This window comes from Spirillospora sp. NPDC052242, from assembly GCF_040679555.1.
Lineage (GTDB): Bacteria > Actinomycetota > Actinomycetes > Streptosporangiales > Streptosporangiaceae > Spirillospora.
Genome location: NZ_JBFAUZ010000037.1, coordinates 38404 through 55061, shown reverse-complemented (window position 1 = coordinate 55061; position 16658 = coordinate 38404). Strand labels below are relative to the sequence as shown.

Here is a 16658-nt window from a genome sequence, read left to right as displayed (position 1 = left end):
AGCGTCAACGGCCCGTGACAACTCCGAGACGCAGGCTGTTCTCAGCGGACAACTCTCCGGACCGAGGTTGGGTCCCCGCGCCCAAGACACCCGGGCGCCGACGCCGGGTCAGCCGTCGGCGCGCAGGACCTTGACGGCGCGGCGCGGGGAGGGCTGGAGCGTGGCGACCGACAGCTCCAGGAAGAGGGTTTGCAGGTAACCGGTGAACAGCGGCGCCGTCTGGCCGAGGTGGTAGGCGACCGCCTCCCGGAAGTCGGCGGGGGGTCCCGGCTGCGAGCGCGCACGGGAGCCGCACAGGGTGCCGTAGAAGACGGCGAACGCCTCGCACGCCACGGCATTGGACAGATCCCAGACCGTGTCCGCGTCCGGGTCGAAACCGAGGTCGGCGAAGGTCACGCCCACGATCGGCGTCGGCGCGAGAGGCCGGGCGGCGGCGAAGTCGAGGGCACGCCGCACGAGGTCGCCGTCGCCCTGCGCGTTCTCGCACATGCCGCAGCCGTGACCGAACTCGACCCTGCCCTCGTTCTGCCACTGGAGGGCGATCTCCCTGATCTGGCCGCCCGCGATGGACGGGCTCCCCACGACCGGAACGTTGTCGAGCGCGCTGTGGATGTTCTCGAGGTCGTAGGAGGCCACGTTGATGTTGGGCTCGGCGTCGTCGCAGGAGATCGTGCGCAGGACGCCCGCCATCGGCGCGGTCAGGTCCGGCGCGTAGAGGCGCTGGTTCCGGGAGATCCAGAGGATGAGCATCCGGTGCAGCGTGCAGAGGGCGGCGATCCGCGCGCGGCGCACGGGCCAGCCGTCCTTGCGGTCCCGGACGGCGGCCGCGGCGGCGTCGATCAGGCCGTCCATCAGCGCGCGGACCACGAGCACCTGCTCGCCGCCCTTCAGCGGGCCGCCGGCGTAGACGTTGCCGTGCCGGGACATCAGCGCGTCCCACTGCGCCGCGAGCGCCTCGCCGTCCTCCGCCGACGGCAGGACCCCGCCGGCCAGGAACATGCTCTGCCCGGCCACCCTCGCCGCCTCGCGGTGCCCCTTGCCGGAGGGCGCCGCGAGATACTCGCACAGCGCGTAGCGGAACGCCGTCTCCAGCGTCTTGCGGGCGAGCACCGCGTGCGCGTTGGCCGAGGACTTCGTCACCGCCCAGAACCGGGCACCGCCCCCGAGTTCGGCCCGGCGGGTGCGCAGCGCCCCGTACCACGCCTGCCTGAACGGGTTGACGGGCTCCCCGGCGTCGCCGCGCAGGCCGTCCCGGTACAGGTCCGGGGCGCATCCACCGAATGCCGTGCCCGCCACCGCGGCGCGGTAACGGTTCGACAGCGCGTCCAGGTTCCCCGCGGCGCCGCCCTGGACGTTGAGCGACGACGCGGCCTCCATGCAGCTTTTGAACGCCTCGATGCCCATGCAGTTGGCGCATCCGTGCGCCGCGCTGTTCTCGGCCGCTCTCGCCTGGTAGCGCCCCAGCAGTCCCTCCGCGCCGAACTGTGCGAGGGCCATCGCGACGGCGGTTTTCGGGTAGTCGGTTCCGAGCCTGCCCGGCAGCTCGATCGACAGGTCGGGGGAGCTGGTCCTGGGGGCGTACCTGCTGCGCATCGCGAGCCTCCGTTCGATCACCTGCCGTGAGCAAAGGGCAACCGTGAGGTCATGTCAATCGGCGCAAGTACGCGCTTGCCGCGAACGACTCGTCCGAAACGGAGCCGCCCTCGAACCGGTTGGGTTCCGTGTTGAGGTATGTCCGGTTCCACTCCGGCGAGTCCTGACCGCCGTCGCGACGAGTGACCACATAAGTCTCCCGCACCGAGCGCCACCGGCCCGCCTTGCAGCGTCGGGCCGTCCGGAGTTCCGTGGTGCCAGTGCCGCCCGGCCGGAGCGGGAGGGAGCGTGCCGACGGCCAGAGCGCGCGCGGGGGCTTCCCGGTAGAGCGCTGTTCTCTGCGGACAACTCCCCGGACCGAGGTTGGGTTCCCGCGCCCAATGTGCGAGGTGAGCGCGGATTTTACGCTGACGGCCCCTGTACGGAACGCGGTTCTGGAGGCCGGATGCTGGAGGTTCGCGAGCTCACCGTCCGCTTCGGCGGCATCACCGCGCTGGGAGGTGTCGGGTTCGCCGTCGACCGCGGTGAGATGGTCGGGCTGATCGGGCCGAACGGCGCCGGCAAGACCACCCTGTTCAACTGCCTGACCAGGCGGTACGACGCCGACGAGGGGGCGATCTCCTACGAGGGGCGCGACCTGCTCGCCGTCGCCCCGCACGCGATCGTCGGTCTCGGGATCGCCCGCACGTTCCAGAACCTCGGCCTGTTCCCGCGCATGTCCGTCCGGGACAACGTCCTCGTCGGCGCGCACCACCACGGACGGGCCGGGTTCGTCGGGGCGAGCCTGCGGCTGCCGTCCGTCCGGCGGGAGGAGGCGCGGCTGCGAGGGGAGACGGCCGAGCTGCTTGACCGTCTCGACCTGACGGGCGTCGCCGAGCACCCGGCGGCGGGGCTGCCGTTCGGCACGCTCAAGCGGGTCGAGCTGGCTCGGGCGCTGGCCGCCCGGCCGCGGCTGCTCCTGCTGGACGAGCCCGTCAACGGCCTCAGCCACGGCGAGGTCGGCGACTTCGCGGGCCTGCTCCAGACGATCCGGGACGACTTCGACGTGACGGTCATCGTCGTCGAGCACCACATGGGCTTCGTCATGGGCACCTGCGACCGGGTGGTGTGCCTCGACTTCGGCAAGAAGATCGCCGAGGGCCCGCCCGAGGACGTCCAGCGGGATCCCGCGGTCATCGAGGCGTACCTGGGAGCCGCGGCATGAGCGACTTCCTCACCGTGGACGACCTCCATGCGGGCTACGGCGATGTGCGGGTGCTGCACGGCGTGAGCCTGCGCGTGGGCGAGGGCGAGATCTGCGCGATCCTCGGGCCGAACGGCGCCGGCAAGACGACGCTGCTGCGCGCGCTCTGCGGGATGGTCAAGGGCCGTGGCGACGTGCGCCTGGACGGGACGCCGCTGACCGGGCGCTCGCCGGACGCCGTCGCGCGGCGCGGCGTCGCGCACGTGCCCGAGGGGCGCGGCACGTTCGTCCCGCTGACGGTCGAAGAGAACCTGCGGCTCGGGGCGTTCGCGCGCCGCGACCGCGCCGCCGTCCAGGCCGACCTGGACCGGGTGTACGGCCACTTCCCGGTGCTGCGGGAGCGGACCCGGCAGGCCGCCGGGAGCCTCAGCGGCGGCGAGCAGCAGATGCTCGCGATCGGCCGCGCGCTCATGTCCCGGCCGCGCCTGCTGCTGCTGGACGAGCCGTCGCTCGGCCTCGCGCCGCTGGTCACCCGGGAGCTGTTCGGCATCGTGCGATCGATCAACGAGGAGGAACGGACCACCGTGGTCGTCGTGGAGCAGAACGCGCATCTCGCGCTGGGCATCGCCGATCAGGCGCACGTGCTGGAGAGCGGGCGCATCGCGCTGTCGGGGTCGGCGGCGGACATCAGGGCCGACGAGCAGGTCGCGCAGTCCTACCTCGGTTACCGGATCTAGCCATGGCCGACTTCCTGCAGCAGTGCGTGGCCGGGCTGAGCGCCGGCGCGATCTACGCGAGCCTCGCGCTCGCGCTCGTCCTCATCTACCAGTTCACCGGGATCGTGAACTTCGCGCAGGGCGAGCTGGCGATGTTCGCGACCTACATCGCCTGGACGTTCATCGACGCGGGGCTCCCGTTCTGGCTCGCGCTGGTCCTCACGCTCGCGATCTCGTTCGCGGGCGGGATGCTGATCGAACGGGTGATCATCCGGCCGGTCGAGGGCGCCCCCGAGCTGACCATCGTGATCGTCACCGTGGGCCTGTTCATCTTCGTCAACGCCGCCGCCGGCTGGATCTGGACGTTCCTGATCAAGGACTTCCCGAACCCGTTCCCGGACGGCGCGCTGCGGGCGGGCGGGGTCAGCGTCGGCTACGCGACGCTCGGGATCCTCGCCGTCGTCGGCGCGGTGATGGGCCTGCTGTACCTGCTGTTCCGGCACACCAAGATCGGCCTCGGGATGCGCGCGGTCGCCACGAACCCCGAGTCGGCGCGGCTGGTCGGCATCCGGGTCGGCTGGACGCTCGCGCTCGGCTGGGGCCTCGCCGCGATGGTCGGCGCGGTGTCGGGCGTCCTCGTCGCGCCGCTGCTGTTCCTGGAGCCGAACATGATGGGCGGCGTCCTCATCTACGCGTTCGCCGCCGCGACCCTCGGCGGCTTCGACAGCCCGCTCGGCGCCGTCGTCGGCGGCCTGATCGTCGGCGTGGCCGAGACCCTCGCGGGCGCCTACGTCGACGCGATCGGCTCCGACCTGAAGATCGGCGTCCCGCTGGCGATCATCCTCGCGGTCCTGCTGCTGCGCCCGCAGGGCCTGTTCGGACGACCGGCGGTGGAGCGCGCGTGAGGAGCGAGATGAAGACGAGCACGGCCGGGACGCCCGGCACCGGGGCCCGCACCGAGCCGACGGCCCGCGACCGCGCGACGGCGTTCGCCGTCCGGCACTGGCGCCCGATCCTGGTCGGCGTCCTGCTGCTGGTGGCGCTGCGGGCGCCGTTCGAGCTGGTCCCGTTCCGGGTGTTCCAGCTGACGATGGTGATGGTGTACGCGGTCGCGCTGATCGGGCTGAACCTGCTGGTGGGGCACGCCGGGCAGATCTCCCTCGGGCACGGCGCGTTCTTCGCCGTCGGCGCCTACGGGACGGCCGCGATGATGTACCACTGGGACGTCCCGTACCTGCTGACGTTCCCGCTCGCGGCGGCGCTGACGTTCGCGATCGGGCTGGCGCTGGGGGTGCCCGCCACCCGGCTGCGCGGCCTCTACCTGGCGCTCGTCACCCTCGCCATCGCGATCTTCCTGGTGCCGCTGCTGAAGCGGTTCGAGTCGGTGACCGGCGGGTCGATGGGGCTGACGCTGGAGAAGCCCGCGCCGCCCTCGTGGACCGGCCTCGCCCCCGACCAGTGGCTCTACTTCCTCGCGCTCGCCGGGACGGTCCTGGCGTTCGCGGTCGTGCGGTTCCTGCTCCGCTCCCGCGTGGGCCGCGCGCTGCACTCCGTCCGCGACAACGAGACGGCCGCCGAGGTCATGGGCGTGAAGCCCGCGTCGTACAAGCGGCTCGCGTTCGCGTGGAGCGCGCTGTTCGCGGGGGCGGCGGGCTGCCTCTACACGTGGACGATCGGGTTCGTCTCGCCCGACTCGTTCACCGTCAACGTGTCGATCACGCTGCTGGCCGCGATCGTCGTGGGCGGCCTCGGGTCGACCGCGGGACCGCTGCTCGGCGGGCTGTTCATGATGTTCGTGCCGAGCCTCTCCCAGGACATCAACGACGCGGCGCCGGGGGTCATCTTCGGCCTGCTGATCATCGCGGTGATGTACGTGGCCCCGACCGGCCTGGCCGGGCTGCCGGGACGCATCGCGCCGTGGACGACCGACAAGATCCTCCGGAAGAGGTGACGCAATGCGTCGAACGATGAGAAGGACGACCGCGGCGTCGGCGGCCGCGCTGCTGCTGGCGTCCGCGGCGGCGGCCTGCGGCGGCCGCGACGAGGGCGGCGGCGGGAGCACCGCCGAAGGGCGGTGCGAAGGGCAGCAGACCACCGGCATCACCGACGAGTCGATCAAGCTCGGCGGCATCTACCCGCTGTCGGGCCCGGCGTCCGCGTACGGCGACATCCCGAAGGGCATCGGGGCCTACTTCGACTACGTCAACGCCGAGCAGGGCGGCATCGACGGACGCAAGGTGGAGTTCGTCGTCCGCGACGACGGCTACCAGCCGCCGAAGGCCGTCGAGGAGGCGCGCCGGCTCGTCGAGCAGGAGCAGGTGTTCGCGCTGTTCCAGACCCTCGGCACCCCGTCGACCACCGCGACCTGGGACTACGCGAACCAGCGCAAGGTGCCGCAGGTGTTCGTGGCCACCGGCGCGTCCAAGTGGGGCACCGACGACAAGCACCCCTGGACGATCGGCTGGCAGCCGAACTACGTCTCCGAGGCCCGCGTGTACGCGCAGTTCCTCAAGCAGGAGAAGCCGAACGCGAAGGTCGCCGTCCTGTTCCAGAACGACGACTTCGGCGAGGACCTCGTCGGGGGCTTCAAGAAGGCCATCGAGGGCAGCGGCATCACGATCGTCCAGGAGGAGAGCTACGAGGTCTCCGACCCGAGCGTCGAACCGCAGATGCGCGACCTCGCCGGCTCCGGCGCGGACGTCTTCCTCAACGTGACGACGCCGAAGTTCGGCTCGCAGGCGCTCGCCGCCGACGCGAAGATCGGCGACTGGAACCCGCTGCACATCGTCAACAACGTCGCCGCGTCCGTCACCGTCCTCGAGCCGGTCGGGTTCGACAACGTCCAGGGCGTCGTGTCCGCCACGTACTACAAGGACCCGAACGACCCGCAGTGGGCGAACGACGCCGAGATGAAGCTCTACCGCGCGAAGATGAAGCAGTACGCGCCGAACGCCGACCCGGCCGTCCCGTACCACGCGTTCGGCTGGGCCGTCGCGAGCAGCTTCCACAAAACGATGGACGCGGCCGAGTGCAAGACCCGCGAGGGCCTGCGCGACTCGATGCGCAACCTCGCGAACGTCCAGGTCCCGATGCTGCTGCCCGGCGTGACGATGCAGACCGGCGAGGGCGACGGCTTCCCGATCGAGTCGATGCAGATGATGCGCTTCGAGGGCGAGCGGTGGCAGTTGTTCGGCGACGCCATCGACACCCGCAAGGCGTTCGGCCCCGTCGAGCACCCCTGAACCCGAGCACCCCTGACCCCGAGCCCCCGCAGGCCCGGCCGCCCCCGCCGGTGGCCGGGCCGCCGCCGGTGGCCGGGCCCGGCCACCCTCGGCCCCGTTCCCGTCTGGGGCGAGCACGTCACGGTGACCGCGACGCTCGACGGGACGCAGATCGTCCACGACGTCTTCGTCGATCCCCCGCCCCAGTAGGCGGGAGGCCCGAGCCGGTGCGCGCGTCCGTCCCGACGGGCGCGCGCACCGGCGCGTCAGCGCTCGCGGTCCGGGAGCGGGGCGAGGAGGAGGTCGAGCATGCGTTCGTCCTGGTCGGGGGCGCCCGGGGGAGCGGGGACCAGGTAGCCGCCGACCCACGAGCGGAGCATGAGCAGGGCGCGCAGGCGGGCGTCGTCGGGGGCGAAGCCGAGGTCGCGCAGGCAGCCGGCGATGTGGCCGAGGAGGGCGCGGTCGGCGTGCCGGACGGCCTCCTGCGCCGCGGGCTCGCGCCGCGCCCACAGCCGCATCGCGCGGTCGATCGGCGCGATCTCGCGGCCGAGCGCCTGGACGCGGCGCAGCCGCTCGCGCGGGTCGGCGGTGGTGCCGAGCGCGAGCCCGAGCATCTCGTCCGTCCGCTCGTGCGCCCACCGGTCGAGCAGGGCCCGCACCAGCTCGGTGCGGTCCTTGAAGTGCCAGTAGAAGCTGCCCTTCGTGACGCCCAGCCGGGACGCGAGCGCGTTGATCGTCACGCCGCGCTCGCCGGTGCGGGCCAGCTCCCCGTACGCGGCCTCGATCCAGTCCCGCCTGGACGCCTTCGTGTGGGCCGTCATCGCGCTCCCCCGATCGTTCGTGCGGTCACACGAGGTTGACCGGGCCGGGGTCCAGGCCGAGCTCGATCTTGCCGTAGAGCGCGTAGGACGCGTCCGGGTCGAACACCACGTGCCCGGAGATCGTATTCACATCCCGCTGCGCCCGCTGGAACGGCGAGTCGGTGAACTGGGTGCTCGCCCCGGCCGCGCCGCACAGGTCGTTGACGACGCGGCGGGCGGTCGCGACGACGTGGGCCGCGGCGAGCCGGGCGTCCGCGCGGCGCCGCAGGTCCGCGGCGTCCTCGCCGGACGCGGCGCGCAGCGCGTCCGCGAGCAGGAGCCGGGCGGCCCGCAGGTCGGCGGTCGCGGCGGCGAGCCGGATCTGCCCGCTCATCAGGTCGCGCTGCCGCTCGCCCGTGTACGACATCACCCGCCCCTCCATGCGCTCGCGGAACCGGGCGAGCACCCCCTCCGCCGCGCCGAGGACGGGCGCCGCGCCGGCCAGCGCGAACACCGGGACCAGCGGCGTCCGGTACGGGACGCCCGGATGGACGCGGGAGCCGGGGGAGCGGCCCTCGGCGAGGTCGGCGAGGGGCACCGACCGGTGCGCGGGGACGAACGCGTCCGCGACCTCGATGTCGTTGCTGCCGGTGCCGCGCATGCCGCTGGTGTGCCAGACGTCGTGGACGGCGACGTCCGCGCGGGGCAGCAGGAACAGGCGGGGCTCGATGGTGCCGGCGGCGGTGACGAGCGCCAGCACCATGACGTGGTCGGCGTGCATGACCCCGCTGCCCCACGACCAGCGGCCGGTGACGGTGTGGCCGCCGTCGACGGGTTCGGCGGTGCCGCTCGGCGCGAGGGTGCAGGGGATCAGGGCGTAGGGGCGCTCGGCCCACACCTCCGCCTGCGCCTCCTCGGGGAACAGCGCGACCATCCAGTTGTGCAGCGTGTAGATGGCGGAGAGCCATCCGGTGGACGCGCAGCCCGCGCCGGCCTCGCGGCACGCGGCGGCCATCGTGGCGAAGCCGAGTTCGGCGCCGCCGAACCGTTTCGGGACGAGCGTGCCGAACAGGCCGGTGGCGGCCAGGTCGGCGATCGTCTCGTCGGGCAGCCGCCGTGCCTCCTCGGCGGCGCGGGCGCGGTCGGCCAGCGCGGGCGCGAGGGCGCGCACGCGGGCGATGACGTCATCTCCATACCCCATGGTACGGAACCATACTCCCAGGTATGGATGCTGTCCATGGGTCTTGACGGCGGCGCATGTTACCGGTCACAGTGGCACCCGGCAGGGAGAAAGGGGACGGTGTGGGGGCAGACGCGTACGTGGTGGGGGTGGACTTCGGCACCCTGTCCGGACGGGCCGTGGTGGTACGGGTCGCGGACGGCGCCGAGCTGGGAAGCGCGGTCCACGAGTACGCCCACGGGGTGATCGACGAGCGGCTGCCCGGCGGCGGGCCGCGGCTCCCGCCCGACTGGGCCCTGCAGTCGCCCGAGGACTGGCGCGACGTCCTGCGGGTCGCCGTCCCGCGGGCGCTGGACGCCGCGGGCGTCGACCCCGCGGACGTCATCGGCATCGGCACCGACTTCACCGCCTGCACCGTGCTGCCGGCGGCCGCCGACGGGACGCCGCTGTGCGAGCGGCACCCGGACCGGCCGCACGCCTGGCCCAAGCTGTGGAAGCACCACGCCGCCCAGCCGCACGCCGACCGGATCAACGCGCTCGCCGCCGAGCGCGGCGAGCCCTGGCTCGCCCGGTACGGCGGGAAGATCTCCGCCGAGTGGGAGTGGGCCAAGGGCCTGCAGGTCCTCGAAGAGGACCCCGAGACGTACGCGGCGGCCGACCGGTGGATCGAGGCCGCGGACTGGATCGTCTGGCAGCTCACCGGCGTCGAGTCCCGCAACGTCTGCACGGCCGGGTACAAGGGCATCTACCAGGACGGCGCGTACCCTTCCGCGGAGTTCGCCGCCGCCCTGAACCCCGGGTTCGCGGGCTTCACCGGCAAGCTCGGGCACGACCCGGCGCCCCTCGGCGGGCTGGCCGGGCGGCTCACCGCCGAGGCCGCCGCCTGGACGGGCCTTCCCGAGGGCGTCGCGGTGGCCGTCGGCAACGTCGACGCGCACGTCACGGCCGCCGCGGCGGACGCCGTCCGGCCCGGCCGGATGGTCGCGATCATGGGCACCTCGACCTGCCACGTCATGTCGTCCGACCGCCTCGCCGAGGTGCCGGGCATGTGCGGCGTGGTGCGCGACGGGATCGTCCCCGGGCTGTGGGGGTACGAGGCGGGCCAGTCCGGCGTCGGGGACATCTTCGGTTGGTTCGCCGACACGTTCGTCCCCGCGTCCTACGCCCGCGAGGCGGACGCCCGGGGGATGAGCGCGCACGAGTACCTCACCTCGCTCGCCGAACGGCAGCGGGTCGGCGAGCACGGGCTCGTCGCGCTCGACTGGCACAACGGCAACCGGTCCGTGCTCGTCGACCACGACCTGTCCGGCGTGCTCGTCGGGCAGACGCTCGCGACCCGGCCCGAGGACGTCTACCGGGCGCTCATCGAGGCGACCGCGTTCGGCGCCCGGGTGATCGTCGAGACGTTCGAGGCGGCCGGGGTGCCGGTCGAGGAGTTCGTCGTCGCGGGCGGGCTGCTCGGCAACCGGTTCCTCATGCAGGTGTACGCCGACGTGCTGCGCCGCCCCCTGTCGGCGATCGGCTCCGACCAGGGGCCGGCGCTCGGCGCGGCGATCCACGCCGCCGTCGCCGCGGGCGCCCACCCCGACATCACCGCCGCGGCCGCCGCCATGGGCCGGCGCGTCCCGGACGCGTTCGTCCCCGACCCCGGCCGCGCCGACGCCTACGACCGGCTGTACGCCGAGTACCGCCGGCTGCACGACCACTTCGCGGACGGCGGCCTCCTGCACCGCCTCCGCGCGATCAGGAACGAGGCCGCCCGATGATCGACGAAGAGCTGCGGGAGACCGTCTGCCGCCTGCACGCCGAGCTCGTCCGCAATGACCTGGTCGCGTGGACGGCGGGCAACGTGTCGGGGCGGCTGCCCGGCGGCGACCGGTTCGCCATCAAGCCCAGCGGGGTGTCCTACGACGACCTGACGCCCGAGTCGATCGTCGTGTGCGACCTCGACGGGAACCTCGTCGAGGGGGAGCTGTCGCCGTCCAGCGACACCGCCGCGCACGCCTACGTGTACCGGCACATGCCGGACGTGAACGGGGTCGTGCACACGCACTCCACCTACGCGTCCGCGTGGGCGGCGCGGGGGGAGCCGATCCCGTGCGTGCTGACGGCGATGGCCGACGAGTTCGGCGGCGAGATCCCGGTGGGGCCGTTCGCGCTGATCGGCGGCGACGACATCGGCCGCGGCGTCGTCGACACGCTGCGGGGCCACCGGTCGAAGGCGGTGCTGATGCGCAACCACGGCGTCTTCACGATCGGGGACTCCCCGAAGGCCGCCGTCAAGGCGGCGGTGATGTGCGAGGACGTCGCCCGCACCGTGCACGTGTCCCGGCAGCTCGGCGAGCCGCTGCCGATCGCGCAGGCCGACGTCGACAGCCTGTACGACCGCTACCAGAACGTCTACGGGCAGAGGAGCACGCGATGACGGCATGGTTCCTGACCGGCAGCCAGGGGCTGTACGGCGAGGACACGCTGCGGCAGGTGGCCGAGCAGTCCCGGCGGATCGCGGACGGCCTCCCCATCGACGTCGAGTGGAAGCCGGTGCTCACCGACGCCGCGGCCATCCGCCGCGTCATGCTGGAGGCGAACGCGGACGACGCGTGCACCGGGGTGATCGCGTGGATGCACACGTTCTCCCCGGCGAAGATGTGGATCGCGGGCCTCGACGCGCTGCGCAAGCCGCTGCTGCACCTGCACACGCAGGCGAACGTGGAACTGCCGTGGAGCTCCATCGACATGGACTTCATGAACCTCAACCAGGCCGCGCACGGCGACCGCGAGTTCGCGCACGTCCAGACCCGGCTCGGCGTGGCCCGCAAGACCGTCGCGGGGCACGTCACCGACCCGTCGGTGGCGTCCCGGATCGCGGCGTGGGCGCGGGCCGCCGCCGGGGCCGCGGCGCTGCGCACGATGCGGCTCGCCCGCTTCGGCGACAACATGCGCGACGTCGCGGTGACCGAGGGCGACAAGGTCGAGGCGCAGCTCCGCTTCGGCGTCTCGGTCAACACCTACGCCGTGAACGACCTGGTCGCGGCGGTGGACGCGGCCGCCGACGCCGACGTGACCGCCCTGGTCGCCGAGTACGAGGACGCCTACGACGTCGCCCCCGAGCTGCGCGCGGGCGGCGACCGGCACGCCTCGCTGCGCTACGCCGCCCGCATCGAGCTGGGCCTGCGCGGGTTCCTCGCGGACGGCGGCTTCACCGCGTTCACCACCAACTTCGAGGACCTCGGCGGGCTGCGCCAGCTCCCCGGCCTGGCCGTCCAGCGGCTCATGGCGGACGGCCACGGGTTCGGCGGCGAGGGCGACTGGAAGACGTCCGCGCTGCTGCGGGCCCTGAAGACGATGGCGCCGGACGGCGGCACCTCGTTCATGGAGGACTACACCTACAACCTGGTGCCGGGCGAGCAGCTCATCCTCGGCGCCCACATGCTCGAGGTCTGCCCCTCCATCGCCGCGGGCACCCCGTCCTGCGAGATCCACCCGCTCGGCATCGGCGGCCGCGAGGACCCCGTCCGCCTGGTGTTCGACGCCGAACCCGGGGCCGGGATCGTCGTGGGCCTCGCCGACCTCGGTGACCGGTTCCGGCTGGTCGCGAACGAGATCGACGTCGTCGTCCCGCCGCCGCTGCCGAACCTGCCGGTGGCGCGGGCCGTCTGGCGGCCGCGCCCCGACCTGGCGACGTCCACCGAGTCGTGGCTCACCGCCGGGGGCCCGCACCACACCGTCCTGTCCACGGCCGTCGGCGCCGAGGAGCTCACCGACCTTGCCGAGATGCTCGGCGTCGAGCTCGCCGTCATCGACGCCGCCACGACCACGGCCCGGTTCGCGAAGGAGCTCCGCTGGAACCAGGCGTACCACCGCCTGGCCCAGGGCTTCTGACGCCGGACGCCCCGGGGGCGCACGGCCCCCGGGGAGCGTGCGGCTACTCGCGGACGCCGATGCCCTCGACCGGACGGGTGCGGCGCAGCACCCGGCCGATCGGCAGCATCGTGGCGACCAGCGCGAGCGCCGCGGTCCCGCCGGCGATCACGACCCAGCCGAGCGCCGGGACGTACGGGACGCGCTGCCCGGCGATCGCGTTGACGATCGAGGAGAGGGTGACCGCCGCGATCGCCGCGCCGATCCCGATCGACACGCCGAGCAGCGCGGCCTGCTCGGCGTGGACCATCCGCTTGACCTGCCCGGTCGTCACCCCGACCAGCCGCAGCAGCGACAGCTCCCGGGTGCGGGCCAGCGCCGCCATGACGAGGGTGTTGGCGGCGGCGAGCACCGCGTAGCCGACGAGCACGGCGATCAGCATCTTGTTGAGCCAGGCGCTGATCTCCAGGTCGCGGGCGAGTTCCCCGGTGAACCGGTCGGTGCCCGTCACGGCGCTCGCCGGGTACTTGCGCGCCAGTTCCGCGAGGGCCGGGCCCGCGTCGGCGCCCGGTGCGGTGCGGATCAGGACGTGGTCGTTCAGCCCGGTCGCGGTGTGCCCGGCGAGCGTCGCGTTGCTCAGCGTGACGTCCCCGAACCCGAAGCCCCGCTCGTAGACGGCGACGACCTTCAGCGTGACGGGCGTCCCGTCGCCGAGCCACAGCCGCGCGTCCTCGCCGACCTCCCACTTCGACGTGCTCGCCTGCGACGACGACACCGCGACCGTCCCGTCCCGCAGGTCGGCGAGGCTGCCCGCGGTGACGTCCAGGTCCATGGTCTGGGCCGCCCCCTGCGGGTCGACGCCCTGCGCGACGACCGCCATGCCCTCGCCCATGAACGGGACGATCACGGACGTGCGGCGCACGCCGGTCGCGGCGACCACGCCGGGGACGCGGCGGGCGTCCTCCGCCGCCGCCGCGGGCAGCCCGGCCCCGCCGACGAGCGCGTGCCGCGCGATCGTCCCGTCCCGGCTCTGCTCGACCGTCTGGCGTTGCAGGTTGTCCTGCAGGAACCAGACGGTGCCCCCGAACCCGACGGACAGGACGAGCGCGGTCAGCACGGCGACCATGCCGCGGGCGTTCGCCCGCAGGTTCGCGGCGGCGAGGTACCCGCTGTCGCGCCACACCAGCCGCAGCACCGGCGCCGTGACGGCCGCCGCGGCCCGGTTGATCCACGGCGCCAGCAGCGCGACCGCCAGCACGAACGTGTACAGCATGCCGACCGCGGCGCCCATGGCCGTCTGCCCGTTCGTGCCGCCCGTGACGAAGATCAGCGCGACCCCGCCGGCGAGGCACGCCACCCCGAAGACGATCCGGACCTGGCCGCCGAGCCCGCGCTCGACCGCCGCCTCGCCGAGCGCCTCGGTGGGCCGGATCGCGGCGGTGCGCCGCGCGGCGATCCCCGCGGACAGCAGCGCGGCGGCCGCCACCGCCGCGACCACCGCCGGCGCGGCCAGCAGCCCGCCGCTCGCGGTGTAGGTGACCGGCACGAACCCGCGGTCGACCAGTTCGCCCCACACCCAGCGGGCGGCGGCGAGGCCGCAGGGGACGCCCGCCGGCGCGGCGAGCGCCGCGAGCATGCCGACCTCGCCGAGGATCAGCGCCCGCACCTGGCCCGGGGTGGCCGCGATCGCGCGCAGCAGGGCGAGGTCGCGGCGGCGGTGCCGCACCGACAGCCCGACCGTCGCGGCGACCACGAACCCGATGATCAGCGCGGCGTAGCCGCCGAACGCGCCGCCGGCCTGCACGAGCAGATCCCGCGCCGCCCCCACCTGCGGCTGCTCCGCGATGCCCCGGTCGTCCCCCGCGTAGGCCGTCGCGCCGGCGCCGTCCGCGACCTCGCGCACCCCGGCGAGGACGGCCGCCGGGTCGGCGCCGCGCTCGGCGAGGACGCCGACCGCGTCGACGTCGCGCGGGTCGGGGTCGAGGCGGGCGGCCAGCGCGTCGGTGAAGAACAGCGCCGCCGGCACGCCGCGGGTCTCGCCCGCGTCGACGACGCCGCTCACCGTGAACCGGTGCGCCGCCCCGCCGGCGACGACGGTCGCGGCCGAGCCGGGACGCAGCCGTCCGGCCTCGGCGATCCGGGCGTCCACGGCGATCTCGCCGTCCGTCCGCGGCGGCGCGCCGGACACCACCCGGTACGGGGCGAGCGCCGCGCCGCCCCAGCCGTGCCCCTGGGCGGGCACCCCGGGCGCGGCCGTCGCCGTCGCGGCGATCGAGCGGTCCGCGACCGCGCGCCCCACGCCCGGCACCCCGGCGAGCCGCCGCACCAGCTCGCTCGGGACGCCGCCGGGTTCGGGCAGCGGCAGCGTGACGGTCTCGGTCTCGCCGAACATCTTGTTGGTGATGGCGAGGTCCCGCTGCGCGACGACGGCGGTCGCCCCGGCGTACCGCTGCGGCAGCCCCTTGTACCGGAGCCCCGACTCCACGAGGACGCCGCACACGGTGAGGACCGTGACGCCCGCGGCGAGCGCGAGGAACGTCGCGACGAACGTCCCCTTGCGGTGCCGGAGCATCTGCAGGGCGAGCTGGAGCACGGCTCAGCCCTCCCGGTGCGCGGCGGGGCGGCGGCCGAGGTTCGCGAGCTGCTCCGCGATGGACCGGACGCCCGGCTGCGGCATGTCCGTGACGATCCGGCCGTCGGCGAGGACCATGACCCGGTCGGCGTAGGACGCGGCGACCGGGTCGTGCGTCACCATGATCACGGTCTGCCCGGTGTCGTCGACCACCGCCCGCAGCAGCGCCAGCACCTCGGCGGCGGTCTGCGTGTCGAGCGCGCCGGTCGGCTCGTCGCAGAAGATCACCTCCGGCCGGGCGGCGAGCGCGCGGGCGATCGCGACCCGCTGCTGCTGCCCGCCGGACAGCTCCGACGGGCGGTGCCGCAGCCGCTGCCCCAGCCCGACCCGGTCGATCACCTCGGCGAGCCACGCCGGCTCCGGGCGCCGGCCCGACAGCCGTCCGGGCAGCAGGATGTTCTGCTCCACGGTGAGCGCGCCGACCAGGTTGAACGCCTGGAAGACGAACCCCACCCGGTCGCGGCGCAGCTTCGTCAGCTGCTTCTCCGACATCGCCGACAGGTCCGTGCCGCCGATCCGGACCCGGCCCGCGCTCGGCCGGTCCAGGCCGGCCGCGCAGTGCAGCAGGGTGCTCTTGCCGGAGCCGGACGGCCCCATCACCGCCGTCATCGTCCCCCGGTGGAACCGGGCGTCGACGTCGTCGAGCGCCACGACGGGCTGCTCGCCGCCGTAGGTCTTGCGCACGCCTTCGACGCTGACGGCGCCGTCGGCCGCGGGCGGGTCGGCTGGGGTCATTGACATGGTGCGGGTGCCTTCCAGGGGAGTCTCTTCCGACGCCCTTCGACGCTAGGGAGGCCGCCCACCCGCGACAATGCAGCCAGTTGCCCACTTGGAGTAGTGCAGGCACTACCGCGCACCGCGAACCCGGGTACGTCCGGCGCGCGGAGATGAGTATCCGTACTCAACCGGCCAGGGCGCCCCCACAACACCATGGACGCATGACGAGAAGAGAGCCGAAGCGCGCCGCGATCGAGGCGGCGGCGTTCCTCCTCCTGGCCGTGGCGGCCGCCGCCAACTGGGCCGCCTGGCTCGGCTGGGACCGGCACTACGACGTGCATCCCGACGGCCGGGTGTCCGGCCCCTACCAGCCGTGGCAGGTCGCGGGCCTGGTCCTGGTCCTCGTCGCGCTGACCGTCGCCGCGGCGGCCTTCCGCCATCCCGTCACCGCGGCCGCCGCGCCCGTCCTCGGCACCATGGTCGCGCTGTGCGCCGACTGGTCCGACGACTCCAGCGGGCTCTGGGCGGTGGGCGCCATGATGGCGTTCGTCGGCCTGTTCACGGGCGCCGTCATCACGACCGCCGTGGTCCGCGTGGTGCGCGACCGGCGGGCCGGCGCCGTCGCGGCATGACCCGCCCGGTCGCGTTGCGGGTCCGGTCCGGTCGCCGCGCCGTGTAGGAGGCCGGACCGGACCCGCGTCCCGGGGGCGGCCGCTCGGGCCGCCCGCGCGGCCCGGCGCTCCAGCCGGGCCGCC

14 protein-coding genes are annotated in these 16658 nt (G+C 74.0%); 9 read left to right on the top strand and 5 right to left on the bottom strand.

What is annotated here, in order from left to right:
• Positions 1 to 108: 108 nt before the first annotated feature.
• Complete coding sequence (locus AB0L25_RS27720; protein ID WP_500175634.1) at positions 109 to 1593, bottom strand: hypothetical protein; 1485 nt, start codon at positions 1591 to 1593, stop codon at positions 109 to 111.
• A gap of 445 nt (positions 1594 to 2038) precedes the next feature.
• On the opposite strand from AB0L25_RS27720, the gene AB0L25_RS27715 reads away from it, so the two are divergent.
• The 5 genes from AB0L25_RS27715 to AB0L25_RS27695 are packed head-to-tail and all read left to right on the top strand — an operon-like array spanning position 2039 to position 6734.
• The gene (locus AB0L25_RS27715; protein WP_500175633.1) at positions 2039 to 2797 is read left to right on the top strand and encodes an ABC transporter ATP-binding protein; all 759 of its coding nucleotides are present in this window, start codon (positions 2039 to 2041) and stop codon (positions 2795 to 2797) included.
• Complete coding sequence (locus AB0L25_RS27710; protein ID WP_500175632.1) at positions 2794 to 3513, top strand: ABC transporter ATP-binding protein; 720 nt, start codon at positions 2794 to 2796, stop codon at positions 3511 to 3513. Before AB0L25_RS27715 ends, AB0L25_RS27710 begins: the two co-directional genes overlap by 4 nt.
• Positions 3514 to 3515: 2 nt before the next feature.
• Entirely contained in the window at positions 3516 to 4397 is an 882-nt protein-coding gene (locus AB0L25_RS27705; RefSeq protein ID WP_500175631.1) for a branched-chain amino acid ABC transporter permease, read from the top strand.
• Between the two features lie 8 nt (positions 4398 to 4405).
• Positions 4406 to 5443, top strand: a complete 1038-nt coding sequence (locus AB0L25_RS27700; RefSeq protein ID WP_500175630.1) for a branched-chain amino acid ABC transporter permease — start codon at positions 4406 to 4408, stop codon at positions 5441 to 5443.
• A 16-nt stretch (positions 5444 to 5459) separates the two neighbouring features.
• Complete coding sequence (locus AB0L25_RS27695) at positions 5460 to 6734, top strand: ABC transporter substrate-binding protein (protein ID WP_500175629.1); 1275 nt, start codon at positions 5460 to 5462, stop codon at positions 6732 to 6734.
• Positions 6735 to 6979: 245 nt separating this feature from the next.
• Here the strand turns inward: AB0L25_RS27695 and AB0L25_RS27690 are convergent, their stop codons facing one another.
• Together AB0L25_RS27690 and AB0L25_RS27685 are read right to left on the bottom strand one after the other, a co-directional pair.
• Positions 6980 to 7534: a TetR/AcrR family transcriptional regulator gene (locus AB0L25_RS27690; protein WP_500175628.1), complete on the bottom strand. Its 555-nt coding sequence runs from the start codon at positions 7532 to 7534 to the stop codon at positions 6980 to 6982.
• A 25-nt stretch (positions 7535 to 7559) separates the two neighbouring features.
• Positions 7560 to 8714 (bottom strand): acyl-CoA dehydrogenase family protein, encoded by a 1155-nt coding sequence (locus tag AB0L25_RS27685; protein WP_500175627.1) that lies wholly within the window; start codon positions 8712 to 8714, stop codon positions 7560 to 7562.
• A gap of 119 nt (positions 8715 to 8833) precedes the next feature.
• Between AB0L25_RS27685 and araB the strand changes: the two genes are divergently transcribed.
• The 3 genes from araB to araA are packed head-to-tail and all read left to right on the top strand — an operon-like array spanning position 8834 to position 12575.
• Complete coding sequence (gene araB, locus AB0L25_RS27680) at positions 8834 to 10459, top strand: ribulokinase (RefSeq protein ID WP_500175670.1); 1626 nt, start codon at positions 8834 to 8836, stop codon at positions 10457 to 10459.
• The gene (locus AB0L25_RS27675; protein WP_500175626.1) at positions 10456 to 11118 is read left to right on the top strand and encodes an L-ribulose-5-phosphate 4-epimerase; all 663 of its coding nucleotides are present in this window, start codon (positions 10456 to 10458) and stop codon (positions 11116 to 11118) included. The genes araB and AB0L25_RS27675 overlap by 4 nt, the downstream gene beginning before the upstream one ends.
• A complete protein-coding gene (gene araA, locus AB0L25_RS27670) occupies positions 11115 to 12575 on the top strand; it encodes an L-arabinose isomerase (RefSeq protein ID WP_500175625.1) in 1461 nt (486 codons plus the stop codon). Before AB0L25_RS27675 ends, araA begins: the two co-directional genes overlap by 4 nt.
• Before the next feature lie 43 nt (positions 12576 to 12618).
• On the opposite strand, the gene AB0L25_RS27665 is transcribed toward araA, so the two are convergent.
• Positions 12619 to 15147, bottom strand: a complete 2529-nt coding sequence (locus tag AB0L25_RS27665; protein WP_500175624.1) for an FtsX-like permease family protein — start codon at positions 15145 to 15147, stop codon at positions 12619 to 12621.
• Between the two features lie 3 nt (positions 15148 to 15150).
• Positions 15151 to 15921 (bottom strand): ABC transporter ATP-binding protein, encoded by a 771-nt coding sequence (locus AB0L25_RS27660; RefSeq protein WP_500175623.1) that lies wholly within the window; start codon positions 15919 to 15921, stop codon positions 15151 to 15153.
• 203 nt (positions 15922 to 16124) lie between these two features.
• Here AB0L25_RS27660 and AB0L25_RS27655 point away from each other — a divergent pair, with 203 nt between their 5' ends.
• Entirely contained in the window at positions 16125 to 16535 is a 411-nt protein-coding gene (locus tag AB0L25_RS27655) for a hypothetical protein (protein WP_500175622.1), read from the top strand.
• The last annotated feature ends 123 nt before the right edge of the window (positions 16536 to 16658 follow it).